The organism is Methylobacterium crusticola (assembly GCF_003574465.1).
GTDB classification, from domain to species: domain Bacteria; phylum Pseudomonadota; class Alphaproteobacteria; order Rhizobiales; family Beijerinckiaceae; genus Methylobacterium; species Methylobacterium crusticola.
Genome location: NZ_QOWC01000097.1, coordinates 1 through 24641, shown reverse-complemented (window position 1 = coordinate 24641; position 24641 = coordinate 1). Strand labels below are relative to the sequence as shown.

The window sequence follows — 24641 nt, the reverse complement described above, 5'->3', positions numbered from 1 at the left end:
TCACTCCGGGATGGCGCGGGAGATCAGCGACCAGTAGCGCACCGGCAGCAGGCGCTGGATCAGCACCACCTGCCGGGCGTCGCCGCCGACGATGATCCGGGGGGCCCGGCGCTCGATGCCGCGCACGATGCGCTCGGACGCGGCCTCGGGCGAGAGCCGCAGCATGCGCTCGAACGCCGCCCGGCCGCGCTCGGCCTCCGCCGGGTCGAGCCGGGCGCCGATCCGGGCGTTGCGGGCGATCGCCGTGGCGACGCCGCCCGGATGCACCACGGTCACGCCGAGGCCCGTCCCGGCGTGCTCGTGGCGCAGGGCCTCGGAGAAGCCCCGCACCGCGAACTTGCTCGCCGCGTAGGCGGTCTGCCCGGGCGGCGCGATGATGCCGTAGAGGCTCGACAGGTTGACGATCTGCGCCGCCGGGCGCCCCGCCAGCAGCGGCAGGAAGGCGTGGGTCATCCGCACCACGGCGCGGAAGTTGACGTCCATCACCCACTCGAAGTCGGCGAGATCGAGCTCCGCGAAGCGCCCCGCCAGCGCCACCCCGGCATTGTTGACGAGGAGGTCGAGCGGCCCGTGCCGGGCGAGCACCGCCTCCGGCAGGGCCGCGACGGCGGCGGCGTCCGTGACGTCGAGCAGGTGGCTGGAGACGTCGCCCCCGATCTCCTGGACCCGCGCCACGGTGCGGCCGAGGCCGACCGGGTCGCGGTCGACCACGGCGAGGCGGCAGCCCTTGCGGACGAGCGCCAGCGCCAGCGCCGCCCCGATGCCGCTGCCGGCCCCCGTGACGAGCGCCACCTTGTCCCGCAGCGCGAACGCCTCCGCCACCCGCCGCTCCGTCCCCGCGTGCCTCGTCCGGTTGAATCGCCCGCGCGGCAGGCGAACGCAAGGGGCGCGGCGGCGCACCCCGGCGCGGCCGCCGGCGCCCCCCGCGGCTTGACCCCCCGCGCGACGGATGCGAGACGCCTGCCACGCCCACTCCGCCGCGAGCCCCGCATGACCGCCCCCCTCGACCTTCTCGTCCTCGGCAACGCCATCGTGGACGTGATGGCCCGCACGGACGAGGCCTTCCTGGTGCGGGAGGGGGTGCACAAGGGGGCGATGCAGCTCATTGACGAGGCGCGGGCCGAGCACCTGTTCGGCGTCATGGGGCCGGCCACCATCGTGTCGGGGGGCTCGGGCGCCAACACGGCGGTGGGCGCGGCTCTGCTCGGCGCGCGCGCCGCCTTCGTCGGCAAGGTCCGGGACGACGAGCTCGGCCGGCTGTTCTCCCACGACCTCACCGCCACCGGGGTGCGGTTCGGCGTCGCCCCCGCGGCCGAGGGGCCGGCGACGGCCCGCTGCTTCGTGCTGGTGACGCCGGACGGCGAGCGCACCATGAACACGTACCTGGGCGCCTGCCAGGGCCTGAGCGCGGCCGACGTGGACGAGGCGACCGCGGCGAGCGCCCGCCACGTCTACCTCGAGGGCTACCTCTGGGACCCGCCGGCCGCCAAGGACGCCTTCCGGAAGGCCGCCGGCATCGCCCACGGGGCCGGCAACGCCGTGGCGCTGACCCTCTCGGACCCGTTCTGCGTCGACCGCTACCGCGACGAGTTCCTCGGGCTGATCCGCGACGGCAGCCTCGACATCCTGTTCGCCAACATCCACGAGCTGAAGAGCCTCTACCAGACCGCCGACGCCGAGACCGCCCTGGCGGCCCTGCGGGCGGAGGACAACCTCCTCGGGGTCGTGACCCGCTCCGAGGACGGCGCCCTGGTGGTGACCCGGGGCGAGACCCGCGCGGTGCCGGCCTCGCCCGTGCGGGAGGTGGTCGACACCACCGGCGCCGGCGACCTGTTCGCGGCCGGCTTCCTCGCCGGCCTCGCCCGCGGCCTCGACCACGTCGGCTGCGCGCGCCTCGGCGCCGTCGCGGCCGCCGAGGTGATCCAGCACATCGGCGCCCGCCCGCAGGCCGACCTGGCGGCGCTCGCCGCGCAGGCAGGCCTCTGACGGCACCGTCGCACGCCCGTCACGGGACGGGACGAGACACCGGACACGTTCGCCAGGGAGCGGCCCGTTGGTGGAGAATCGCCGCTTCGGCAACCTAATCCCCCACCTCGTGCTCTGCTTCGGGGTGGGCGTCGTGGCCTTCCCGGTCTACCTCGCGCTGATCGGCTCGACGCACGACGCCGCCACCATCGCCAACGGGCGGATGCCGCTCTGGCCCGGCTCGCACGCCCTCGAGACCTACCGCCGGGCGCTGACCGAGTCCGGCATGGCGGGCGTGCCGGTCGCCACCATGCTCCTCAACAGCACCATCACGGCGCTCGCCATCGCGCTCGGCAAGATCGCGATCTCGCTGCTCTCGGCCTACGCGCTGATCTACTTCCGCTTCCCGTTCCGGCAGACGGCCTTCTGGGCGATCTTCGTCACCCTGATGCTGCCCGTGGAGGTGCGCATCTACCCGACCTACAAGGTGGCGGCGGACCTCAACCTCCTCGACACGTACGCGGGCCTCGCCCTGCCGCTGATCGCCTCGGCCACCGCGACGCTGCTGTTCCGGCAGTTCTTCCTCACGGTGCCGAACGAGCTCGTCGAGGCCTCGCGCATCGACGGCGCCGGGCCGGTGCGGTTCTTCCTCGACACCCTGGTGCCGCTCTCGCGCACCACCATGGCGGCCCTGTTCGTGATCCAATTCCTGTACGGCTGGAACCAGTACCTCTGGCCGCTGCTGGTCACGACGCGCGACGACATGCAGACGGTGGTGATCGGCCTGCGCAAGATGACGTCGATCACCGACCAGCTCACCGAGTGGCAGATCGTGATGGCGACCGCCGTGCTGGCGATGCTGCCGCCGGTGTTCGTCGTGTTCGCCATGCAGAAGCTGTTCGTGCGCGGGTTGGTGGAGACCGAGAAGTGACGCCCCTGCCCCGCCCCGGGAGCCGCTGATGGCCGGCCTCGCCCTCGAACAGCTCCGGAAGACCTACGCGGGCGGCGTCGAGGCCGTGCGCGGCGTCTCGCTCGACGTGCCGGACGGCGCCTTCTGCGTCCTCGTCGGTCCCTCGGGCTGCGGCAAGTCGACGGTCCTGCGGATGATCGCCGGCCTCGAGACGGTGACGTCGGGGGCGATCACCATCGGGTCGCGCACCGTCAACGAGGTCGAGCCCGCAGACCGCGACATCGCGATGGTGTTCCAGAACTACGCGCTCTACCCCCACATGCGCGTCTACGACAACCTCGCCTACGGGTTGCGCAACCGCGGCACGCCGCGCCCCGAGATCGAGACCCGGGTGCGCGAGGCCGCCCGCATGCTCGGCCTCGAGACCATGCTGGACCGCTACCCCCGGCAGCTCTCCGGCGGCCAGCGCCAGCGCGTCGCCATGGGGCGGGCCATCGTGCGCAAGCCCCAGGTCTTCCTGTTCGACGAGCCGCTCTCGAACCTCGACGCCAAGCTCCGGGTGCAGATGCGGGTCGAGATCCGCCGCCTCCAGCGCAGCCTCGGCGTCACCACGGTCTACGTCACCCACGACCAGGTCGAGGCGATGACGATGGCCGACCGGCTGGTGGTGATGAACGGCGGCCGGATCGAGCAGGTCGGCACCCCGATCGAGATCTACCGCCGCCCCGCCACCCGCTACGTCGCCACCTTCATGGGCTCGCCGCCGATGAACATCCTGCCCGCCGAGGTGGTGCCGGGGGGCGTGCGCATCGAGGACGCGACGATCCCGGTCGCGACGCCGGGCCTCGCGCCGGGCGCCGCGGTCGAGGCCGGCATCCGGCCCGAGGACCTGCGGCTCGCCCCGGAGGGGCTGGCCTTCGGGGTCGCGTTCGTGGAGGAGCTCGGGGCGACGCGCCTGCTGCACGGCCGGCTCGGCGGCGCCGAGCTGGTGGTGCAGGTGCCGGCGGGCCCGGAGCCCGCGGAAGGCGCCGCGATCCGGCTCGCCGTCGCGCCCGGCGCCCTGCACCTGTTCGATCCCGGTACGGGGCAGCGGCTCGGGATGCCGGGCTGAGGCGGCCCGATCCGGCGGTTCCCTCCTCGCCGCCGCCGTCGTATGCAACGGCCGCGCGATTCGCGCGCGACCGCTCTCTCCTGGAACGGCCGCGCGCCCGCACGGGGCATCTCCGGCGCGGCGAGCACATCCCCGCGGCGCCGCCCCGGACGGCTCCGCGCCCACGCGTCACGAGGTCCCCGTGCACAAACCCCTCGCCGGCATCAGGGTACTCGAGCTCGCCCGCATCCTCGCGGGCCCCTGGATCGGGCAGCTCCTGGCGGATCTCGGCGCCGACGTCGTGAAGGTCGAACGGCCCGGCGTCGGGGACGACACCCGGACCTGGGGACCGCCCTTCGTCGAGGCAGCGGACGGCGGCCGGCTCTCGGCCTCGTACTTCCACTCGACCAACCGCGGCAAGCGCTCGGTCGCGGCGGATTTCGAGACGGAGGCGGGCCGCGCCGTGGTGCGGCGCCTCGCCGGCCACGCCGACGTGATGATCGAGAACTTCAAGGTCGGCGGCCTCCGGAAGTACGGCCTCGACCACGAGGCCCTGCGGGCCGTCAACCCGCGCCTGATCACCTGCTCGGTCACGGGCTTCGGGCAGGACGGCCCCTACGCGCCCCGGGCCGGCTACGACTTCATGATCCAGGGCGTCGGCGGCATCATGTCGATCACCGGGGAGCCCGCGGGCGAGCCGGTCAAGACGGCCGTCGCCTTCGCGGACGTGTTCACCGGGGTCTACGGCGCCACCGCGATCCTGGCGGCTTTGCAGGGCCGCCACGCCACCGGGCAGGGCTGCCACATCGACATGGCGCTCCTCGACACCCAGGTCTCGGTGCTGGGCAACCAGGCCCTGGTCTACCTCGTCTCCGGGATGCTGCCGCCCCGGATGGGCAACGAGCACACCAGCATCGTGCCCTACCAGGTCTTCCCCGCCGCCGACGGCCACATCATCGTGGCCTGCGGCAACGACGGGCAGTTCGCCAAGCTCTGCGGCGTGCTAGGCACCGCCTGGCACCGGGATCCGGCCTACGCCACGAACCCCGGCCGGGTGACGCACCGGGCGGCGCTGATCCCGCTCATCGCCGCCGAGACCGGCCGCCACACCAAGGCCGACCTGCTCGCCCGGCTCACCGCGGTCAACGTGCCGGTCGGGCCGATCAACGACCTCGCCGAGGTCTTCGCCGACCCGCAGGTGGTCCATCGCGGCCTGCGCCTCGACCTTCCCGAGCCGCGGGCCAGGGCCGGCAGCGTGCCGAGCGTGCGCTCGCCGATCGTCATCGACGGCGTGCCGATGGTGGCCGCCACCGCGGCGCCGCAGGTGGGCGACCACACCGAGAGCGTGCTCGCCGACCCGGACTGGGGCGGGTGAGGCGCGTGGCGGGCCCGGTTTTCGCGGTCCGGCGTGCGCGCCGGCGTGGTATCCTGGCGCCCCCCGCCGGCGCGCGCGGCATCGTCACGGACCCCATGGCCCCGCCCGCGCCCGACGCACGCAGGATCGCCCGGCCGCGGCCCGGGGCCCTGACGGCGCCGGCTCCCCGCCCGGCGGGCCGGCGGCTCCCCCGCCCCGGCCTCCCGATCCAGCGCCCCGCGCCCCCGAACCAGGACCTGCCGCAGAGGACACGCGCATGACCGACGGCCCACGTCCCCGCTCCGGCGGGCAGATCCTGGTCGACCAGCTCGCCCGGCACGGCGTCGGCGACATCTTCTGCGTGCCGGGGGAGAGCTACCTCGCGGTGCTGGACGCGCTGCACGACGCGCCGATCCGGCTCACGATCTGCCGCCAGGAGGGCGGCGCCGCCATGATGGCGGAGGCCGCGGGCAAGCTCACGGGCCGGCCCGGCATCTGCTTCGTCACCCGCGGACCCGGCGCCATGAACGCCGCCCCGGGCCTGCACATCGCCCGGCAGGACTCGACTCCGATGATCCTGTTCGTCGGGCAGATCGAGCGCGGGGCCCGCGACCGCGAGGCCTTCCAGGAGCTCGACTACCGGGCGGTGTTCGGCACGGTGGCGAAGTGGGTGACGGAGGTGGACGACCCGGCCCGCCTGCCGGAGCTCGTCTCCCGCGCCTTCCACGTCGCCACCGCCGGCCGGCCCGGCCCGGTCGTGGTGGCGCTGCCCGAGGACATGCTGACCGCGGCGGCCGCGGTGCCGGACGCGCCGGCGTTCCGGCCCGTGGAGACCCATCCGGCCCTCGCCCAGATGGTCGCCCTCCAGACCCTCCTGCGGGACGCCCGCTCCCCCGTGGCGATCCTCGGCGGCAGCCGCTGGTCGGAGGGGGCGGTGCGCCGCTTCGCCCGCTTCGCCGACCTGTTCGCGCTGCCGGTCGCCTGCTCGTTCCGCCGCCAGGGCCTGTTTCCGGCCGACCACCCGGCCTATGCCGGCGACCTCGGCCTCGGCGTCAACCCCGGGCTCCTCGCCCGCATCCGGGAGGCTGACCTCGTCCTCCTCGTCGGCGGCCGCCTCTCGGAGATCCCCTCCCAGGGCTACACCCTGCTGGAGATCCCGGGGCCGCGGCAGCGCCTCGTCCACGTCCATCCGGACGCCGAGGAGCTCGGCCGGGTCTACAGCCCGCACCTCGCGATCAACGCGAGCCCGACCGCCTTCGCGGCCGCGATCGAGACCGTGCAGCCGCCCCCGACGCTGCCCTGGGCCGACGCCGCCGGGACGGCGCACGAGGACTACCTCGCCTGGAGCGACCCCGCGCGGATCAGCACGCCCGGCACGCTCCAGATGGGCGGCGTGATGGCCCACCTGCGCGCGGTGCTGCCGGCCGACGCGATCCTGTGCAACGGCGCGGGCAACTTCGCCACCTGGGTCCACCGCTTCTGGCCCTTCCGGGCCCATGACGGCCAGCTCGCCCCGACCTCCGGCTCCATGGGCTACGGCGTGCCGGCGGCGGTCGGCGCCAAGCGCCTCCTGCCCGGGCGCACCGTGGTGGCGGTGTCGGGCGACGGCGACTTCCTGATGAACGGGCAGGAATTCGCGACCGCCGTGCAGTACGGCCTGCCCGTCATCGTCATCCTGGTCGACAACGGCATGTACGGCACCATCCGGATGCACCAGGAGCGGGAATATCCCGGCCGCGTCTCCGGCACCGCGCTGCGCAACCCCGACTTCGCCGCCTACGCGGCGAGCTTCGGCGGCTACGGCGAGCGCGTCGAGCGGACCGAGGATTTCCCGGCCGCCCTCGCGCGCGCCCTCGCCTCCGGCCTGCCGGCGATCCTGCACTGCCCCATCGACCCGGAGGCCATCACCCCGACGACGACGCTCCAGGCCCTGCGCGACCGGCCCCGGCCGGCCTGACGGCGGCCGGGGCCGCGCCGGGCGCCGCTAAAGCGTTGATCGACCGCTCCCTTTTTCGCCCCGGGCCGGCACCCGCGCGGGCCGAGAAGGCCCTTGCCGAAACCGTGGGGCCGTGCTTTGCCAGGGGCTAACGGCGGCGGGCCCGGCGCTCCCGCGCGACGACCCCCGGACGCGTGTCGTCCGCGTGTCACGCGCGGCCAGCATGAGGGCCACGCCGCTCACCGGAGAGGATCCCCATGGCGCCCACCACGACCATCCGCATCACGCTCGCGGCCCTCGGGCTGGCGGCGGCGAGCCCGGCCCTCGCCGTCACCGAGCTGCAGTGGTGGCACGCCATGACGGGGGCCAACAACGACGCGGTCAACCGCCTCGCCGAGGAGTTCAACGCCGCGCAGGGCGACTACAAGGTCGTGCCGACCTACAAGGGCAATTACGGCGAGACGCTGAACGCCGGCATCGCGGCCTTCCGGGCCGGCACGGCGCCGCACATCATGCAGGTCTTCGAGGTCGGCACCGCCACCATGATGGGGGCCAAGGGCGCGGTGAAGCCGGTCTACCAGCTGATGAAGGAGGCCGGCGAGCCCTTCGACCCCAACGCCTACCTGCCGGCCATCACCGGCTACTACTCGACGAGCAAGGGGGAGATGCTGTCCTTCCCGTTCAACTCGTCGTCCATGGTGATGTGGGTCAACAAGGACGCCCTGAAGAAGATCGGCCTCGGCGAGGCGCCCAGGACCTGGCCCGAGCTGTTCGCGGCCGCCAAGGCGCTGAAGGGGGCGGGCTTCCCGAATTGCGGCTTCTCCAACACCTGGGTGACCTGGCTGCACCTCGAGCAGCTCTCGGCCTGGCACAACGTGCCGCTCGCCACCAGGGCCAACGGGATGGACGGCCTGGACACCACGCTCGAGATCAACGGCCCGCTCCAGGTCCGGCACCTCGCGAACCTCGCCGAGGCGCAGAAGGACAAGACCTTCGACTATTCGGGCCGCTACGACAGCGGCTTCGGCCGCTTCACCGCCGGCGAGTGCCCGATCATGTTCGGCTCCTCGGGCTCCTACGGCAACGTGAAGGGCGCCGCCAAGTTCGACTGGGGCTCGGCCCCGATGCCCTACTACCCGGACGCGCCGGGCGCGCCCCAGAACAGCATCATCGGCGGCGCCTCGCTCTGGGTGATGGGCGGCAAGAAGCCCGACGAGTACAAGGGCGTCGCCCGGTTCTTCACCTTCCTGTCCGACACCAACCGGCAGGCCGCGCTCCACCAGTCCACCGGCTACATGCCGATCACCAAGGCGGCCTACGAGAAGTCCAAGGCGGACGGCTTCTACGACAGGAACCCGGTCCTCGAGGTCCCGCTGAAGGAGCTCACCAACAAGCCGCCGACGGAGAACTCCCGGGGCCTGCGCCTGGGCAACCTGACGCAGATGCGCGACGTCTGGGCCGAGGAGATCGAGGCGGCCCTGGCCGGCAAGAAGGCCGCCCAGCAGGCCCTCGACGAGGCGGCGACCCGCGGCAACGCGATGCTGCGCCAGTTCGAGAAGCAGGCGACCCCGCGCTGAGGGCCCGCCCGTGAGCACCGACCGCGTCACCTTCGGGGGCCGGCTCCTGCCGGCCGCGCTGATCGCGCCGCAACTCACGATCGTCGGCCTGTTCTTCTACTGGCCGGCCCTGCAGGCGGTCTGGCAGTCGTTCCAGATGCAGGACGCGTTCGGGCTCTCGACGGAGTTCGTCTGGCTCGAGAACTACCGGGCCCTGTTCACCGATCCGGGCTACTACCGGACGCTCGGCACCACCCTGGTCTTCGCCGCGGCGGTGGCGGGCCTCTCCCTCGGCTTCGCCCTCCTGCTCGCCGCCATGGCGGACCGGGAGATCCGGGCGGGGGGCCTCTACCGCACCCTGCTGATCTGGCCCTACGCGGTCGCGCCGGCGGTCGCGGGCGTGCTGTTCGGCTTCCTGTTCCAGCCCGGGCTCGGCATCGTGGCGCGGGGCCTCAACGACCTCGGCGTCCCGTGGAACCCGCTCCTGAACGGCGACCACGCCATGATCCTGGTGGTGCTCGCCGCGGCCTGGAAGCAGATCTCCTACAACTTCCTGTTCTTCCTGGCGGGCCTGCAGGCGATCCCCGCCAGCGTGATCGAGGCGGCGGCCATCGACGGCGCCGGGCCGGCCCGGCGCTTCTGGACCATCGTGTTCCCGCTGCTCTCCCCCACCACGTTCTTCCTGATGGTGGTCAACGTCGTCTACGCCTTCTGCGAGACGTTCGGCATCATCGACGTGCTCACCCATGGCGGCCCCGGCCGGGCGACCCAGACCCTGGTCTACAAGGTCTACCAGGACGGCCGCATCGGCGCCGACCTCGGCGGCTCGGCGGCGCAGTCGGTGGTGCTGATGGCGATCGTGATCGGGCTCACGGCGATCCAGTTCCGCTACGTGGAGCGCCGGGTGGCCTACTGACGGCCGGGGCGCCGGGCCGCGTCGGTCACGCCCGCCCGGTCCCGATCGCGTTGATCCGCGCGGCGAGCGTCGCGGGCTGCACGCCGGGCAGGGCCGCGCCGCCGCCCGGCCCGGAGATCGGGCAGTCGCCGTGGGGTCGTGGCCGCCGTCCTGGCGGCTGCGGCGGACGGTGGCGTGCAGGTCGCCCGACGAGGTCGCAGGGCGCGGCGGCGTCCTCAGAGGTGCAAGCGCGTGCCCGGCCGCGCGGCGCGGCGCGTGCGTCCAGGCGCGGCCTTGCGCGAACACGATCAGGGCGGGCAGCTGGGCTTTAAGGGCCGGCCGGGGTGACGGGACATCGTGATCGACGTCACGATTTCTCGCAACGCACGCGGTCTCGCGCGGCTGCCGCCGCACCGTCAAGCCCCGCGCCCGGCGCGGCTTCCGAGGCGGCCCGAAAGTGGCACGCCGCTTGCCAACCCGAAGCCCGCGACACCCCCGGGCGGGCGAGGCCGACGATGGCGCTGTTCGACGATCCCTTCGACGCCGGCCGCCGGCTGTCGCGCCGCGGCTGCGCCTGCGGCGGGCACGAGAGCCAGGCCGCGCACGAGGCCGCCCAGGGGATCGCGCAGGGGACGGCGCACGCCCCCCCGCCCTCGGACGAGGCCCGGGTGGCGCGAGTGGTCGAGGGGGCGGTGATGCGGGCGCTGTTCCCCCGCGACGCGACCCGGCGCGCCTTCCTGACGGCGGTCGGCGCCGGGACGGCCCTCGCGGCCGTGCGGGAGGCGCTCCCGCTCGGCTTCGCGGGCGAGGCCCTCGCGCAGGCCGGCGCCCCCGAGAAGCGGACCCTCAAGGTCGGCTTCATCCCGATCACCTGCGCGACGCCGATCATCATGGCGGCGCCGATGGGCTTCTACGCCCGGCAGGGTCTCGAGGTCGACGTGGTGAAGACCGCCGGCTGGGCGGTGGTGCGCGACAAGACCCTGAACCGGGAGTACGACGCCGCCCACATGCTGGCCCCGATGCCGCTCGCGCTCACGCTCGGCCTCGGCGCGGCCCCGATCCCGTTCGCGGTGCCGGCGATCGAGAACATCAACGGCCAGGCGATCTGCCTCGCGCTCAAGCACAAGGACCGGCGCGACCCCAGGGACTGGAAGGGGTTCAAGCTGGCGATCCCGTTCGACTACTCCAACCACAACTACCTGCTGCGCTACTACCTGGCGGAGCACGGCATCGACCCGGACGCCGACGTGCAGCTGCGCGCGGTGCCGCCGCCCGAGATGGTCGCGAACCTGCGCGCCGACAACATCGACGGCTTCCTCGCCCCCGACAACATCGTGCAGCGGGCGGTCTACGACGGCGTCGGCTTCATCCACCTGCTGTCGAAGGAGATCTGGGACGGGCATCCCTGCTGCGCGTTCTCGATAGCCCAGGACGTCGTGCGGGAGATGCCGAACGCCACGGCGGCGCTCCTGCGGGCCATCATGGAGGCGACCGCCCACGTGGCGAAGCCAGAGAACCGCAAGGCGGTGGCGGAGGCCATCGCGCCGGCGAACTACCTCAACCAGCCCGTGACGGTGGTCGAGCAGGTCCTGACCGGCACCTTCGCGGACGGCCTCGGCCGGGTGCGCCGGGACCCGGACCGGATCGGCTTCGACCCCTTCCCGTGGGAGAGCTTCGCGGTCTGGACCCTGACCCAGATGAAGCGCTGGGGCCAGATCAAGGGCGACATCGACTACGAGGCCGTGGCCCGCCAGGTCTACCGCGCCACCAACGCCGAGGCGCTGATGAAGCAGGTCGGGCTCACCCCGCCGCGGGCCACGACCAAGACCTTCGTGGTGATGGGCAGGACCTTCGACCCGGCGCAGGCCAAGGCCTACGCCGAGTCGTTCAAGATCCGGCGGGCGGGCTGAGGCGGGTCCCATGCAGGCACCGGCGAGAGCCTCCCTGTCCCGGCGCGCCGCGCTCCTGTCCCTCGGGCTGCTGGCGGCGTTCCTCGTCGCCTGGCACGTCGGCACCCGCGCCGCCGGCCCCGTCCAGGCGATGGACCCCGACTACGCCGCCCTGATGGGCGGGACGGCGACGACCGGGCGGTCGGCGATGCCGGGGCCGCTCGAGGTCGGCGCCACGATCTGGCAGCACCTGCGGGACCCGTTCTACGACCGCGGGCCCAACGACAAGGGCATCGGCATCCAGCTCGCCCACTCGGTCGGCCGCGTGGCGCTCGGCTACGGGCTCGCCGTCCTGGTGGCGATCCCGGTCGGGTTCCTGATCGGCATGTCGCCGCTGGTGGGCCGGGCCCTCGATCCGTACATCCAGATCCTGAAGCCGGTCTCGCCGCTCGCCTGGATGCCGCTCGCGCTCTACACGATCAAGGATTCCGGCCTCTCGGCGATCTTCGTGATCTTCGTCTGCTCGCTCTGGCCGATGCTGATCAACACCGCCTTCGGGGTGGCCTCGACGCGCCGGGAGTGGCTCGACGTCGCCCGCACCCTTGAGGTCGGCCCCCTGCGGCGCGCCCTCACGGTGGTGCTGCCGGCGGCCGCCCCCACGATCCTCACCGGCATGCGGATCTCCATCGGCATCGCCTGGCTCGTCATCGTGGCGGCCGAGATGCTCGTCGGGGGCACGGGCATCGGCTACTTCGTCTGGAACGAGTGGAACAACCTCTCGATCACGAACGTGATCACGTCGATCCTGGTGATCGGCCTCGTCGGCATGCTCCTCGACCAGGGGCTGGCGCGGGCGCAGCGCCTCGTGACGTTCCCGGAATGACGGGCCCGGATCGATCGTGACGGCGGCCCCATCCCCCCTGCGCTCCGCCGCCCCGCCCGGGCCGCGCGCCGCGTCGGACGACGCGTACGTCTCCATCGAGGGGATCGCGCGCCGCTACCCCGCCCCGGGCGGGGCCGAGACGACGGTGTTCGAGAACCTGTGGCTGCGCCTGCGCCGGTCCGAGTTCGTGTGCATGATCGGGCACTCGGGCTGCGGCAAGACCACGGTGCTCAACATCCTGGCGGGGCTCGAGGCGCCCTCCGCGGGCGTCGCGATCGCGGCCGGCCGCGAGATCACCGGCCCGAGCCTCGACCGCGCGGTGATCTTCCAGGGCCACGCGCTCCTGCCCTGGCGCACGGTGCTCGGCAACGTCGCGTACGCGGTGGCCTCGCGCTGGCGCCGGGCCGGGCGGGCCGAGGTCGAGGCGCGGGCCCGCGCCGCCATCGCGACGGTCGGCCTCGCCGGCGCCGAGCACAAGCGGCCGGCGGAGCTGTCGGGCGGCATGAAGCAGCGCGTCGGCATCGCCCGGGCCCTCGCCATCGCGCCGAAGATGCTCCTGATGGACGAGCCGTTCTCGGCCCTCGACGCCCTCACCCGCGGCACCCTGCAGGACGAGGTCCGGCGCATCTGCGTCGAGACCGGCCAGACCGTGTTCATGATCACCCACGACGTCGACGAGGCGATCTACCTCGCCGACCGGATCGTCCTGATGACGAACGGCCCCGGCGCGCAGGTGGCCGAGATCGTCGAGAACCCGCTGCCCGCGATCCGCGACCGGAGCGCGCTGCACCACGCGCCCGGTTACTACGCCGTGCGCAACCACCTCATCGACTTCCTGGTGACGCGCAGCCGCACCTTCCGGGCCGACGCCCCGGCCGACCACGACCCGCGCCACCCGCCGGTGGTGCGCCCGACCCTCTCGGACGCCGACGCCGCGGCCCTCGCGGCGCGCCGGGCCCGACCCCTCTGACACGGGAGACCCCCCCATGACGCGCGACGACCTCACGGAGAAGCTCCTCGACATCAAGCGCGAGAAGGGCTGGACCTGGGCCCACATCCAGGCGGAGATCGGCGGCCTGTCCCCGATCCTGATCACGGCCGCCTGCCTCGGCCAGATGAAGCTGCCCAAGGCCCAGGCGAAGCGGGCCGCCGCCCTGTTCGGCCTCGGCGAGGCCGAGGAGCGCCTCCTCAACGAGGCGCCCTACCGCGGCTCCATTCCCCAGATGCCGCCGACCGACCCGCTGATCTACCGCTTCTACGAGCTCGTGATGGTCTACGGCACCACCTGGAAGGAGCTGATCCAGGAGGAGTTTGGCGACGGCATCATGTCGGCCATCGACTTCAACATGACGATGGAGCGCGAGCCCAACAACAAGGGCGACCGGGTGAAGCTGCAGATGTCGGGAAAGTTCCTGCCGTACAAGTATTACGGCAACGAGGATGACGTGCCGGAGTACGGGTTCAAGGAGCCGTAATCATCTGCGACATCGATCATCAACCCAGCTTCGGATCCTCCGCCCTGCACGGCGGGTCCACTCGGTTCTGGCGTGCCGATGGTTTCGCGAATTCGTGACCTGCACCTCAGAACGAAGCGTCTTCGGGCGGTCGCGCGGGTGTCCGGCCCCGTGCTCGGTTTTCGGGACGTCAAGCGAAGTCGACGCCGCGAGGTGCGAGTTTGGTGCCGCGTGCAGGCGGCCAGTCTCAAGCGACCGAGGTCGTGACGGCGGAAGGGGCGGACCACTCTCCGTAGACTTCAACTTGCGCGAAATCGAGGTGCGTCACGCCGATGCCGCTGATCTTGATGAACCGCACCACGACATCCTCTGCCGCGGACCAGATAAATGGATGTCCGTCGACCCCGCCGAATGGACGATCATCATCCTTAATGCACAGAACTCTCCAGTCATCGCAATCGAGACTTCCAACCATCTCGAAGTTTCGGAAGCGGTTTTTGCAATGATCGACACGGTTGTAGATCCAGACCTGACTGACGCGGGCCGGTGCACGCAGATCCACAACCCACCACGGCGCTGGCTCATCGTCGGTGTGATGCGCGTGCAAGCCGTTGGGACGCCCGTTGATCGGACCGGCGGCATCCAGGGCGATGTCTTGATGGAGCGACCAGGGGCCGATGGAACTCTGCATCGCTGCACCCGCGGGAGCTAAGTTGCGGCCGGCCGGAGGTGCAACGATCTGCGTTCGCATCGCTCCCGCCAGGATATCATTCCAGATCTCGACCAACCGGCCTTCCCTGACCGCGTGATTGGCCTCAAGGTACTCCGACACTTTCCCGGCACCGGACTCCGCCAGATCACGCCAGAAGACCTGAGTTGCGAAGTTTCCGCTCACGCCTCTCTCGAAGCGCCGGGTCGCGTCCTGCTCCGACTTCATTCCGATATGATAGATGAACGCCGAAGCGGCCAGGCGTGCCTGAAAGCTCCGATCCGGCCCCAATCTGTTCCAGATATTACCGATATCAAAATAATAGCCTCTCATGTTTTCATGCAAGGCATTTACAATGCAACTTCCATCATTGAGTATGATTTCGGAATTGTGCCAGAATGCACCGGCGACGGCCGACGGAAGCTTGCTCGCGTCGACCGCACTGGCGCGCACGATGTTTTTCGTGAAGGGGGCCGCGTGGTCCGCACGGCGGGTGAAGTTGTGGATGGCGAGACCGGACGGACGGGTGATGTTGCCGTTCGGACCGGCATTGAACGAGTGAAAGCAAATTGCATCTACACTGGATGGAAACGATGCGATGTAATCGCCGATATGTGGGTATTCTCGCATCAGCAAGAATTCGTCAATATCGGAGCAAAGATACCAATTGCAATCACGGATATGATGATTTATGAAGTGGAAATACATTTGCTCTTGCTGACCCTGCAATCCGAAATGATAAAAATGCACGAAGGGATCGGGTCCCTGCAGGAATGGCAGTATTTCTTCGTACAGAGCGCGCGGGTCGTCGTCATTGCAATAGAGAAATACGTGATCGAATCCGATGTGCCTGTGGTATATCAACCATTCCGTAATCGAGTCCACTTCCCAACGGGCACACGCCACGAGGACAGTGTCGTAGGTCGCCTTCATCGCTCTTGCACCAGCCATTCGAGCAGCACTGAGTCCCTATGTTCCAGTCGAGGAAATATCAAGCGTCGCAGAACTACGATTTCGAGCGCGCAAGATCGAAGAGTTCCAAGGCTACGTCGGCGGCATTGGGCAGAAAGCGAGCCGTCAAATAGCCGTCCATCTGATCAAGCACCTGCATGCTATCAGGATAGTGGTACGTTGCAGCGTTGGCCGCCAGGGCGTCGATAATGACATAGTTGCTATTGATCTGTGACGTCACGTTGAGACAGGTGATCCGCCGGGGCGGGCAAAAGATGCTCGTGTGGAAAAAAGAACCGGTGGATCCCATGATGGAAGTCCGGCTTGACATCAGTCGAACCTGCTCGTCCAGCGACAAGGTTTCAGGATGGATGATGTCGACACCTTGATCTCGCAGCACGTCCTCGATTTCCGCTTCGTTCGTGATGATGCCGACAGATGATCGCAATCGCGATTTGGAATAATAGATCGGGACTGTGTTCTGATCGACGTCGTCGGGCTTGTAGATGCGGCTTCCGATCTCGCGGCCGAACCGGCCGTACGCGCGGTATCCGGCCTGCTGCTCCTCAAGGCTGGTACCGGCCACCACGACGTTGCGCAGTCGCGTTGGACGATCGAGGACGACGAAGTCACGTTTTGTAAGACCAAGCAGGGCAAATGCTCGACTGATGAAAGGAAAATTAAACCAAACGTCCGGAGCACTGCTACTATGACAGAGGATGCGCGTATTGGGCGTGCGGATCCGTGAGATGTTCCAGAAGCGAGGCAGCGTGTTGATCAGGAAGTGGCCGAAATGAAGGTTGATCGTGCCGCCGTAGATGTAAGTCCCAGCCGCCGCCTCGTAGGCAACGAGATCAGAGGCAAAACCAACTTCAAGCAGTTGATCGTACGTGCATACGTTCGGTGCACGAAAATCGACTGCGGACCTGATCGGGTGACCAGACGCATCGAACAGGCCCCACGCGCGCTTCGGCGCATACGGCATGTAGAAAGCATCATGAAACACCGAGATCTCAGGGTCGGCCTCGACTATTCGTGCCGTACCCCATAGATCCCGACAAAGTTCCACCAGAGACAAAACGCGCCTCAGTAGTTCACTCGAAGCGAATCATCGCCGATCATTTTCATAGTTTTATTAATGATCGGCGCCTTCTCGAACACTAAAATACTGTCATACGCAGTCATTGCGATCGTTTGCTCGGTGAATCGGCTCGATGAGACGGTGCCATCCCGCACGTGATCCGCATTCAGATCGTCGATCATTCCTTTGAACCGCTCGACCATCGAGCGCGGATCACCACGACCTCCACCATAGTCTGGCCAATAGGCTGTATGCATGTCCTCAATCATGTACACACCATTCGACACGATGCGCTCGTAGAGGAAATCGAACGTCTCGGTCACGTGGGTCATCTGGTGGCTGCCGTCGTCGAGAACGGCATCAGGGCGACCGAATTCATCAATCAAGGATTGCAAAAAACCATGATCTGACTGATCACCAATACGTACAAAAATCTGCTCGTCTGAATATTCCTGGCAAACAGGATTGATGTCGATAGTCACAATCTTAGCAAGCGGGCCAAGCCATCGCTTCCACATCTGGGACGAGCCGCCGTTACCCGCGCCGATCTCCAAGAATATGACAGGCTGCCCGACGAACCGGCCGAAATGCCGCTCGTAGGCGAAAAAATAGTGCCCCGATTTATGTATCGGACGTCCCGAGTTGTTCAGGAATATGCCGTATAGAGACATTTCTGTAGTTTTTCGGTCGGGAATTTTGCAGGGCACCGGAATTCTTAGCAGTGGGGATACGCGGTTGCAAGTGGGTGCCTGCGTCAAATCCCATGATCGCGGGGCTCAGAGCGTTTTTTCCTTTAGGGAAGAAGACGGTCGGCGGAATGACTCCCGGGCGCCGGCGCCGGGCCGCGCGGCGCAGGCCGCAGTCTCGGGCACGAGGCGGAAGGAAGCAGGGGCCGGGGCGGAGCGCGCGGCGAGCGTCTCCATCACCGCCCCGAAGGACCCTGAGGGCGATCGTCGACCACGGCCGGCGCGAAGCCGCTGTCGTCTCGACACCGATCCGGCGCGGGCAGCGGCGACCCGGCCCTACCGCGTTCTCGAGACGAGGCTCCGCCGGGCCGGGGGACGGGTCAGCGCGACCGGCACACGTGCCGAGTCCGTCCGGACCGCGTCCGACCCGCCACCGCGCACGCCTGCACGTCTCGTCTCACGACACATTGAAGCGGCGCAGCATGGGGAGACCGCAGGAATCGCAGATTTCCTTGAACTTGGCCAGCCGCTCGGCCGGTACCAGCGCGTGGTTCCACGCGGCGTCATCGAACAGCACCTCGCCGTCGTGGATCGCCATGTCGGGCCGGAGGCGGAAATCCATGTAGCCGACATTGTGCAGGAACGCCCCGATGGCGCCGCGCTTGGCCGGGCCCACCACTTCGGCGAAGACGATGGGGCGGTCGCGCATGATGGTGTCCTGGGCACCGCGCAGGAAGGCGTGTTCGTGCCCTTCGATGTCGACCTTGATCACGCCGATCAGGTCAGGGATCGCCAGGTCGTCGAAACGCTTGACCGGAACCGTGATCGTCGAATGCACCTGCTGGAACCCCTGTTCCAGGGATGCGCTCGTCTCCAGGAGACCATGCCCGGGATCTGGGATGTGCAGAACGGCCGTGCCGTCCTTGTCGCTCAGGGCCACCTCGTGGATCTCGACCTGCTCGGCGATGTTGTTGAGGGACAGGTTCCGCCTGAGCGCCTCCAGCACCTTAGGCAGCGGCTCGAAGGCGAGGATCTTTCGGCCGCCGGCGACGCTGTTCGCCATAATCGAGTAGATACCGGTATTTGCACCCACATCCACAAAAATACCATCTATGCGAACCAGCGTCGCCATCATCAGAAAAGGCAAGGGCGCCTCATAGGATCCGGCCGCGATCTGCCTCGCAACGGCATCCATGCCGTCCGCACTATCAAGATGAAAAGTCCTGCCGGCAATATTCACTTCGACGATATTCATGAAGATCCCCACGCGCTCGTTTGCCCCTATCGGATTTCATCCCGTTAGGCAACGCTCGGCCAAAGCGGGCTCCGGCGCAGCCGGAGAACGCGGTTCCGGCGGGAGACGATCTGTCGGACGGATGTCTTGATCGACTCGATCTGACCTTTCGTCAAGAAATCCGGGCCCTGCCGCTTCGGCATCGGCGCGGGCGTCGATCGCAGGGGGCCTGCGCGCGCGCCCCGCGTCGATCGGGCTCCGTGCCCCTCACCCGGCGAGCGCCCCGTCCCGCGCCCGCGCCCGGCCCACCGCGGGCCGCGCGGCGTGCCGGGCGACGTAGGCCGCGATCTCGGGCGTCTCGGGCACGAGGCGGAACTGCGTCGTCCAGGACAGCGCCGAGCCCCAGAGCACGTCGGCGGCGCTGAAGCGCGTGCCGAGGAGGTAGGGGCCGCGGCGGAGCTGGGCGGTGAGCGTGTCCAGCACCGCCCCGAAGGACCCGTAGGGCGACATCGCCTGCGGCCCCGGCTCGAGCCCGCGGGCCTTGTCGACCACGGCCGGCTCGAAGCAGCTGCCGTAGTAGACCATCCAGCGCAGGTAGGGGCCGCGCAGGGGGTCGCCGAGCGGGGGCGCGAGGCCGGCCCGCGGGAAGAGGTCGGCGAGGTAGAGGAAGATCGCCCCCTGCTCGGTCACCACGGCCTCGCCGTGGCGGATGGCCGGCACCTTGCCCATGGGGTTGACCGCCAGGTAGGCGGGCTCGCGGTTCTCGCCGGCCCGAGTGTCGAGCAGATGCAGGTCGTGGGGCGCGCCGAGCTCCTCGAGCAGCAGCAGGACCCCCGACGAGCGGGTGTTGGGGGCGTGGTAGAGCGTGACGCGGTCCGGGTCGGGCGTGTGGCCGTCCTGGTGAGGCGTGGCGCGGTCCTGGCTCATGCGGGCTCCCCGGCTGCGCGCCGATTCGGCGGCGGGCCCCAGCTAGGGCCGCGACCGCGCCCGCATCAAGGCCGCGCGGCGCCGCCTTGCGTTTCCGGGTCCGATCGCGTAAACGCCCGCCCATCCCACACGCGGAGCCGGCCTCATGCCGTCAATGAGGCGTTTCCGGTGGCCGGCCCCCTGCGCTGGCCGCTTCCTCCGCGGCGGACCAACCGGAGAGCAGAACGAACCATGGCGATCCCCGATTTCTCGATGCGTCAGCTCCTCGAGGCCGGCGCGCATTTCGGCCACCAGTCGCACCGCTGGAACCCGAAGATGCAGTCCTACATCTTCGGCACCCGCAACAACATCCACATCATCGACCTCGCCCAGACGGTGCCGGCGCTGCACCAGGCGCTCCAGGCCGTGAGCGACACCGTCGCCAAGGGCGGCCGGGTGCTGTTCGTCGGCACCAAGCGCCAGGCCGCCGACACCATCGCGGACTCGGCCAAGCGCTCGGCCCAGTACTTCGTCAACTCCCGCTGGCTCGGCGGCACGCTGACGAACTGGAAGACCATCTCGGGCTCGATCCAGCGCCTGCGCAAGGTCGACGAGACGCTGGCCGGCGGCGGCCAGGGCCTCACCAAGAAGGAGCGCCTGATGCTGTCGCGCGAGAAGGACAAGCTCGAGAAGGCGCTCGGCGGCATCAAGGACATGGGCGGCGTGCCCGACCTCCTGTTCGTGATCGACACGAACAAGGAGCAGCTGGCGATCAAGGAGGCCCAGCGCCTCAAGATCCCGGTGGCGGCCATCGTCGACACCAACAGCGACCCCGAGGGCATCACCTACGTGGTCCCGGCCAACGACGATGCCGGCCGCGCCATCGCGCTCTATTGCGACCTCGTCGCCCGCGCGGCGATCGACGGGATCTCCCGCGGCCAGGGCGCGCTCGGCGTCGACCTCGGCGAGTCCGAGGAGCCCATGGCCGAGGAGCTGCCGCCGGCGGCCAACGAGCCCGAGGTCGCGGCGGTCGACGTCGCGGAGCCCTACGTGGGCGAGCCCTTCGAGCTCCTGGCCGCCCCGCGCGGCGCGCCGGACGACCTGACGAAGCTCACGGGCGTCGGCCCGCAGCTGGTGCAGAAGCTCAACGACGCCGGCATCTACCACTACTGGCAGGTGGCCGCGATGACGCCCGAGGACGTCGCCAAGATCGACGCCGACCTGAAGCTCAACGGCCGCGTCGCCCGCGACGGCTGGGTGAACCAGGCCCGCGGCTTCGTCGAGGCCGTCGCGGCGGCCTGAGAGCCGCGGCCAGCGGCCTGAGGGCCGCGGCCGGCTCCGGCCGATCCGGCGGGGCTCGCCCGGGCCCCGCACTCCGACGCACCGGCCAAGCCCGGCGCCGCCACGGCGCCGGGCTCCCTTTATCGGCCCGCACCGGGATCCGCCCCGCCGGGAGCGGATGCCGGTGCGGGTCCCCCGACCCGATCGCATCCTCCGCGTCCCGCCGCGACGCCGCGCCCGGACGATGCCCACGCTGAAAGGACGTCCCCCATGGCCAACATCACGGCAGCGATGGTCAAGGACCTGCGCGAGAAGACCGGCGCGGGCATGATGGACTGCAAGTCCGCCCTGAACGAGACGGCCGGCGACATCGAGGCCGCCGTGGACTGGCTGCGCAAGAAGGGCCTCGCCAAGGCCGCCAAGAAGGCCGGCCGCGTCGCCGCCGAGGGCCTGGTCGCGGTCGAGTCCGCCGGCCGCCACGCGGCCATCGTCGAGGTCAACTCCGAGACCGACTTCGTCGCCCGCAACGACGGCTTCCAGGCCTTCGTGCGCGAGGCGGCCAAGCTCGCCCTCAACGCCCGGGGCGGCGTCGAGGCGCTGGAGGCCACCCACTTCCCGGGCTCGCAGACCACCGTCAGGGACCGGCTGCAGGAGCTGATCGCCACCATCGGCGAGAACATGACCCTGCGCCGCACCGCGACCCTCGCGGTCGAGAAGGGCGTCATCGCCAGCTACGTGCACAGCCAGGTCAGCGAGGGCCTCGGCAAGATCGGCGTGCTGGTGGCCCTCGAATCGGCCGGCGACGTCGGCGTGCTGAGCCAGCTCGGCCGGCAGATCGCCATGCACGTGGCGGCCACGAACCCGCTGGCGCTCGACGCCTCGGGCGTCGACGCCGCGACCCTCGAGCGCGAGAGCAACATCCTGCGCGAGAAGAACGCCGGCAAGCCCGACCACGTGTTGGCCAAGATCGTCGAGAGCGGCCTGAGGACCTACTACAAGGAGGTCACCCTCCTGGAGCAGCCCTTCGTGCACGACAGCGCGAAGTCGGTGGCGCAGGTGCTCAAGGAGGCCGAGGGCAAGGCGGGCGGCCCCGTCAGGCTCGCGGGCTTCGTGCGCTACGCCCTCGGCGAGGGCATCGAGAAGGACGAGGCCCCGGACTTCGCCGCCGAGGTGGCGGCGGCCGCCAAGGGCTGACGCCGCCGCCCGGCAGGCCCGGGTCGCCCGCGACCGGCCGGCGCCCCGCGGGGTCGCCCGGCGCCTCGCGACCCGGGCGGTCCTCGGGGACCGCCCCCAGGGGGGATCCGCCGCGGGCGGGTCCCCCGTCGCGTCGCGCGGGCCCGCCTCCCGCCTCGACGGGCTAGGACTGACGGGCTAGAACGCCGCCCACCATCCCCGCACGCGAAGCGCCCCCCGCGACCCTGCGGGCGGCAACAGGAGCGCCCATGTCGGAGCAAGGCCCGTCGGAGCCGACGCCGTTTCGCCGCGTGCTCGTGAAGCTCTCGGGCGAGGCCCTCGCGGCGCCGGACGGCTACTGGCTCCACCCGCCCACCCTCGCGGCCCTGGCCGACGACCTGGCGCGGGTCGTGGCGCACGGCTTCCAGATCGCCCTCGTGGTCGGCGGCGGCAACGTGATCCGGGGCGCCCGGGTCTCGGCCGCGGGCTGGATCGACCGGGCCACCGGCGACTCGCTCGGCATGATGGCGACGGTGATGAACTCGCTCGCGCTCGAGACGGCGCTCAACGCCGCGGGCGTCACGGCCCGCACCATGTCGGCGGTCTCGATGCCGACCATCTGCGAGACCTACGCCCGCCAGCCGGCCCTGCACCACCTCGACAAGGGGCAGGTCGTGGTGCTCGCCGGCGGCACCGGCAACCCGTTCTTCACCACCGACACCGCCGCGGTGCTGCGCGCCGCCGAGCTGAAGTGCGACGCCGTGCTCAAGGCCACCCAGGTCGACGGCGTCTACTCGGCCGACCCGAAGCGCGATCCCGACGCCGTGCGCTACGATCGCCTCACCCACGACGAGGCGATCGCCCGCGACCTCAAGGTGATGGACACGGCGGCCTTCGCCCTCGCGCGCGAGAGCGGGCTGCCCCTCATCGTCGGCTCGGTGCACGCCCCGAGCTCGGTCACGGCGATCCTCACCGGGGCCGCGCGCGCGACCCTGGTGGCGCCCTGACGCGGGCGGGCACGCTCGCGACGAACCCGGAACGGGCAGGCCCGGGCCCGGGCGCCGGGCCATTTGCGGCATGTCGGGTTTTGGTCCATTGAAGCCGGACGAGGGCCGGCCCGACGCCGCCGCCCGCCAGCACACCATCTCCTCGACGCTTCGGGAAGAGCAGGAATGGCCACCCCCACCTTCGATCTCGCCGACCTCAAGCGCCGCATGCAGGGCGCGGTGAACGCCCTCAAGCACGACCTCGGCTCGCTCCGGACCGGGCGGGCGAGCCCCTCGCTCCTCGATCCGATCCAGGTCGACGCCTACGGCGCCTCGATGGCGATGACCCAGGTCGCGACCATCAGCGTGCCCGAGCCGCGCCTGCTCAGCGTCTCGGTCTGGGACCGCGGCATGGTGGGGGCGGTCGAGAAGGCGATCCGCGAATCCGACCTCGGCCTCAACCCGATGACCGAGGGCCAGACCATCCGGCTGCGCATCCCCGAGATGAACGAGCAGCGCCGCAAGGAGATGGTCAAGGTCGCCCACAAGTACGCCGAGGAGGCCCGCGTCGCGGTCCGGCACGTCCGCCGCGACGGCCTCGACCTCCTGAAGAAGCTGGAGAAGGACGGGGCGATCGGTCAGGATGACGAGAAGCGCCAGGCCGACCAGGTCCAGAAGGCGACGGACCAGCACATCGCCGAGGTCGACCAGACCCTGGCGGCCAAGGAGAAGGAGATCATGCAGGTCTGACGACGCGGGGCCGGCATGAGGCGGTTGGCATGAGGCGGTTGGAACGTGCGCGAGGAGAGGCGGGTCCGGAGGCCGGGCCCGCACAGGTCGGGACCAGCATGGCAGGCGAGAGCGAGACGGTGACCCTGCTGGGGACGGGCCCCGCCGAGACCGCGCAGGCGGCGGGCAAGGCCGCCGGGCCGGTGCCCGGCGCGCCCCTGCCGACCCACGTCGCCATCATCATGGACGGCAACGGCCGCTGGGCGGCGCGGCGCGGCCTGCCCCGGGTCGAGGGCCACCGCCGGGGCGTCGAGGCCGTGCGGCGGACCGTGCGCGCGGCGATCGACCTCGGCATCCCCTACCTCACCGTCTACGGCTTCTCGTCGGAGAACTGGCGCCGGCCGCCGGCCGAGGTCGCCGACCTCATGGGCCTGCTCAAGCTCTTCGTGCGCCGGGACCTCGCCGAGCTGCACGCCAACGGCGTCCGGGTCCGGATCATCGGCGAGCGCGAGGGCCTGGCCCCCGACATCGCGGCGCTGCTGCGCGAGGCCGAGGAGCGCACCGCCCACAACACCCGCCTGACCCTGGTGGTGGCCTTCAACTATGGCGGGCGCCAGGAGATCCTGCGGGCCGTGCGGACCCTGGCCGCCGCGGTGGCGGACGGCCGGCTCGGCCCCGACGCCATCGGCGTCGAGGCGTTCTCCGCCGCCCTCGACACCGACGGCATCCCCGACCCGGACCTCGTCATCCGCACCTCCGGGGAGCAGCGGGTCTCGAACTTCCTCACCTGGCAGACGGCCTACGCCGAGTTCGTGTTCATCCCCGACTTCTGGCCTGACTTCGACCACGCGACCTTCGCGGCGGCCATCGGCGAGTACCAGAGCCGCGAGCGCCGCTTCGGCGGCCTCAGCGCCCGGGCGGGCTGATGAGCGCCGGCGGCGGCGTGCCGCCCGGGGCCGAGGCCCGGACGCCG

22 protein-coding genes are annotated in these 24641 nt (G+C 70.4%); 16 read left to right on the top strand and 6 right to left on the bottom strand.

What is annotated here, in order from left to right; all coding sequences use genetic code 11:
- Positions 1-822: an SDR family NAD(P)-dependent oxidoreductase gene (locus DT057_RS21825; protein WP_128564215.1), complete on the bottom strand. Its 822-nt coding sequence runs from the start codon at positions 820-822 to the stop codon at positions 1-3.
- A 168-nt stretch (positions 823-990) separates the two neighbouring features.
- Here DT057_RS21825 and DT057_RS21820 point away from each other — a divergent pair, with 168 nt between their 5' ends.
- The 11 genes from DT057_RS21820 to cynS all read left to right on the top strand — a co-directional run bounded on the left by DT057_RS21820 (position 991) and on the right by cynS (position 13953).
- Positions 991-1986 (top strand): adenosine kinase, encoded by a 996-nt coding sequence (locus DT057_RS21820; RefSeq protein WP_128564214.1) that lies wholly within the window; start codon positions 991-993, stop codon positions 1984-1986.
- A gap of 67 nt (positions 1987-2053) precedes the next feature.
- A complete protein-coding gene (gene ugpE, locus DT057_RS21815; protein ID WP_128564213.1) occupies positions 2054-2896 on the top strand; it encodes a sn-glycerol-3-phosphate ABC transporter permease UgpE in 843 nt (280 codons plus the stop codon).
- A gap of 28 nt (positions 2897-2924) precedes the next feature.
- Positions 2925-3986 carry an ABC transporter ATP-binding protein gene (locus DT057_RS21810; RefSeq protein ID WP_128564212.1) on the top strand — a complete coding sequence of 354 codons (1062 nt, stop codon included), beginning with the start codon at positions 2925-2927 and terminating at the stop codon, positions 3984-3986.
- Between the two features lie 181 nt (positions 3987-4167).
- Positions 4168-5340: a CaiB/BaiF CoA transferase family protein gene (locus DT057_RS21805; RefSeq protein ID WP_128564211.1), complete on the top strand. Its 1173-nt coding sequence runs from the start codon at positions 4168-4170 to the stop codon at positions 5338-5340.
- Between the two features lie 256 nt (positions 5341-5596).
- On the top strand, positions 5597-7276 hold the full coding sequence (locus DT057_RS21800; protein WP_128564210.1) for a thiamine pyrophosphate-binding protein: 1680 nt from the start codon (positions 5597-5599) through the stop codon (positions 7274-7276).
- 236 nt (positions 7277-7512) lie between these two features.
- Positions 7513-8832 carry a sn-glycerol-3-phosphate ABC transporter substrate-binding protein UgpB gene (gene ugpB / locus DT057_RS21795; RefSeq protein ID WP_128564209.1) on the top strand — a complete coding sequence of 440 codons (1320 nt, stop codon included), beginning with the start codon at positions 7513-7515 and terminating at the stop codon, positions 8830-8832.
- Between the two features lie 10 nt (positions 8833-8842).
- A complete protein-coding gene (gene ugpA, locus DT057_RS21790; protein WP_128564208.1) occupies positions 8843-9727 on the top strand; it encodes a sn-glycerol-3-phosphate ABC transporter permease UgpA in 885 nt (294 codons plus the stop codon).
- 494 nt (positions 9728-10221) lie between these two features.
- Positions 10222-11616 (top strand): CmpA/NrtA family ABC transporter substrate-binding protein, encoded by a 1395-nt coding sequence (locus DT057_RS21785; protein ID WP_128564207.1) that lies wholly within the window; start codon positions 10222-10224, stop codon positions 11614-11616.
- A 10-nt stretch (positions 11617-11626) separates the two neighbouring features.
- Complete coding sequence (gene ntrB / locus DT057_RS21780; RefSeq protein ID WP_128564206.1) at positions 11627-12478, top strand: nitrate ABC transporter permease; 852 nt, start codon at positions 11627-11629, stop codon at positions 12476-12478.
- A gap of 37 nt (positions 12479-12515) precedes the next feature.
- On the top strand, positions 12516-13448 hold the full coding sequence (locus tag DT057_RS21775) for an ABC transporter ATP-binding protein (RefSeq protein WP_128564221.1): 933 nt from the start codon (positions 12516-12518) through the stop codon (positions 13446-13448).
- Between the two features lie 16 nt (positions 13449-13464).
- Positions 13465-13953 (top strand): cyanase, encoded by a 489-nt coding sequence (cynS, locus tag DT057_RS21770; protein WP_128564205.1) that lies wholly within the window; start codon positions 13465-13467, stop codon positions 13951-13953.
- Positions 13954-14179: 226 nt separating this feature from the next.
- Here the strand turns inward: cynS and DT057_RS21765 are convergent, their stop codons facing one another.
- The 5 genes from DT057_RS21765 to DT057_RS21745 form a co-directional block, all read right to left on the bottom strand.
- Positions 14180-15574: a glycosyltransferase family 2 protein gene (locus DT057_RS21765; protein WP_162501465.1), complete on the bottom strand. Its 1395-nt coding sequence runs from the start codon at positions 15572-15574 to the stop codon at positions 14180-14182.
- A 73-nt stretch (positions 15575-15647) separates the two neighbouring features.
- Positions 15648-16577 carry a glycosyltransferase family 61 protein gene (locus tag DT057_RS21760; protein ID WP_128564203.1) on the bottom strand — a complete coding sequence of 310 codons (930 nt, stop codon included), beginning with the start codon at positions 16575-16577 and terminating at the stop codon, positions 15648-15650.
- Between the two features lie 101 nt (positions 16578-16678).
- Positions 16679-17344 carry a class I SAM-dependent methyltransferase gene (locus DT057_RS21755; RefSeq protein ID WP_128564202.1) on the bottom strand — a complete coding sequence of 222 codons (666 nt, stop codon included), beginning with the start codon at positions 17342-17344 and terminating at the stop codon, positions 16679-16681.
- 472 nt (positions 17345-17816) lie between these two features.
- Entirely contained in the window at positions 17817-18626 is an 810-nt protein-coding gene (locus tag DT057_RS21750; RefSeq protein ID WP_244937387.1) for an FkbM family methyltransferase, read from the bottom strand.
- A gap of 234 nt (positions 18627-18860) precedes the next feature.
- Positions 18861-19520: a glutathione S-transferase family protein gene (locus tag DT057_RS21745; protein WP_128564200.1), complete on the bottom strand. Its 660-nt coding sequence runs from the start codon at positions 19518-19520 to the stop codon at positions 18861-18863.
- Between the two features lie 231 nt (positions 19521-19751).
- Between DT057_RS21745 and DT057_RS21740 the strand changes: the two genes are divergently transcribed.
- From DT057_RS21740 to DT057_RS21720, 5 genes are all read left to right on the top strand, one after another.
- On the top strand, positions 19752-20801 hold the full coding sequence (locus tag DT057_RS21740; protein WP_128564199.1) for a 30S ribosomal protein S2: 1050 nt from the start codon (positions 19752-19754) through the stop codon (positions 20799-20801).
- 249 nt (positions 20802-21050) lie between these two features.
- The gene (gene tsf, locus DT057_RS21735; protein ID WP_128564198.1) at positions 21051-21974 is read left to right on the top strand and encodes a translation elongation factor Ts; all 924 of its coding nucleotides are present in this window, start codon (positions 21051-21053) and stop codon (positions 21972-21974) included.
- Positions 21975-22222: 248 nt separating this feature from the next.
- Positions 22223-22960: a UMP kinase gene (gene pyrH, locus DT057_RS21730; protein WP_128564197.1), complete on the top strand. Its 738-nt coding sequence runs from the start codon at positions 22223-22225 to the stop codon at positions 22958-22960.
- 165 nt (positions 22961-23125) lie between these two features.
- Positions 23126-23689: a ribosome recycling factor gene (gene frr / locus DT057_RS21725; protein ID WP_128564196.1), complete on the top strand. Its 564-nt coding sequence runs from the start codon at positions 23126-23128 to the stop codon at positions 23687-23689.
- A 98-nt stretch (positions 23690-23787) separates the two neighbouring features.
- Positions 23788-24594: an isoprenyl transferase gene (locus DT057_RS21720; RefSeq protein WP_128564195.1), complete on the top strand. Its 807-nt coding sequence runs from the start codon at positions 23788-23790 to the stop codon at positions 24592-24594.
- The last annotated feature ends 47 nt before the right edge of the window (positions 24595-24641 follow it).

What these genes read in the sequence shown, in the direction of transcription:
- DT057_RS21820 (WP_128564214.1), top strand. Translation starts at nt 991, where the DNA reads ATGACCGCCCCCCTCGACCTTCTCGTCCTCGGCAACGCCATCGTGGAC.
- DT057_RS21810 (WP_128564212.1), top strand. Translation starts at nt 2,925, where the DNA reads ATGGCCGGCCTCGCCCTCGAACAGCTCCGGAAGACCTACGCGGGCGGC.
- DT057_RS21800 (WP_128564210.1), top strand. Translation starts at nt 5,597, where the DNA reads ATGACCGACGGCCCACGTCCCCGCTCCGGCGGGCAGATCCTGGTCGAC.
- ugpB (WP_128564209.1), top strand. Translation starts at nt 7,513, where the DNA reads ATGGCGCCCACCACGACCATCCGCATCACGCTCGCGGCCCTCGGGCTG.
- DT057_RS21785 (WP_128564207.1), top strand. Translation starts at nt 10,222, where the DNA reads ATGGCGCTGTTCGACGATCCCTTCGACGCCGGCCGCCGGCTGTCGCGC.
- ntrB (WP_128564206.1), top strand. Translation starts at nt 11,627, where the DNA reads ATGCAGGCACCGGCGAGAGCCTCCCTGTCCCGGCGCGCCGCGCTCCTG.
- cynS (WP_128564205.1), top strand. Translation starts at nt 13,465, where the DNA reads ATGACGCGCGACGACCTCACGGAGAAGCTCCTCGACATCAAGCGCGAG.
- DT057_RS21765 (WP_162501465.1), bottom strand. Translation starts at nt 15,574, where the DNA reads ATGAAGGCGACCTACGACACTGTCCTCGTGGCGTGTGCCCGTTGGGAA.
- DT057_RS21760 (WP_128564203.1), bottom strand. Translation starts at nt 16,577, where the DNA reads ATGCCGTATGCGCCGAAGCGCGCGTGGGGCCTGTTCGATGCGTCTGGT.
- DT057_RS21755 (WP_128564202.1), bottom strand. Translation starts at nt 17,344, where the DNA reads ATGTCTCTATACGGCATATTCCTGAACAACTCGGGACGTCCGATACAT.
- DT057_RS21745 (WP_128564200.1), bottom strand. Translation starts at nt 19,520, where the DNA reads ATGAGCCAGGACCGCGCCACGCCTCACCAGGACGGCCACACGCCCGAC.
- DT057_RS21740 (WP_128564199.1), top strand. Translation starts at nt 19,752, where the DNA reads ATGGCGATCCCCGATTTCTCGATGCGTCAGCTCCTCGAGGCCGGCGCG.
- tsf (WP_128564198.1), top strand. Translation starts at nt 21,051, where the DNA reads ATGGCCAACATCACGGCAGCGATGGTCAAGGACCTGCGCGAGAAGACC.
- pyrH (WP_128564197.1), top strand. Translation starts at nt 22,223, where the DNA reads ATGTCGGAGCAAGGCCCGTCGGAGCCGACGCCGTTTCGCCGCGTGCTC.
- frr (WP_128564196.1), top strand. Translation starts at nt 23,126, where the DNA reads ATGGCCACCCCCACCTTCGATCTCGCCGACCTCAAGCGCCGCATGCAG.
- DT057_RS21720 (WP_128564195.1), top strand. Translation starts at nt 23,788, where the DNA reads ATGGCAGGCGAGAGCGAGACGGTGACCCTGCTGGGGACGGGCCCCGCC.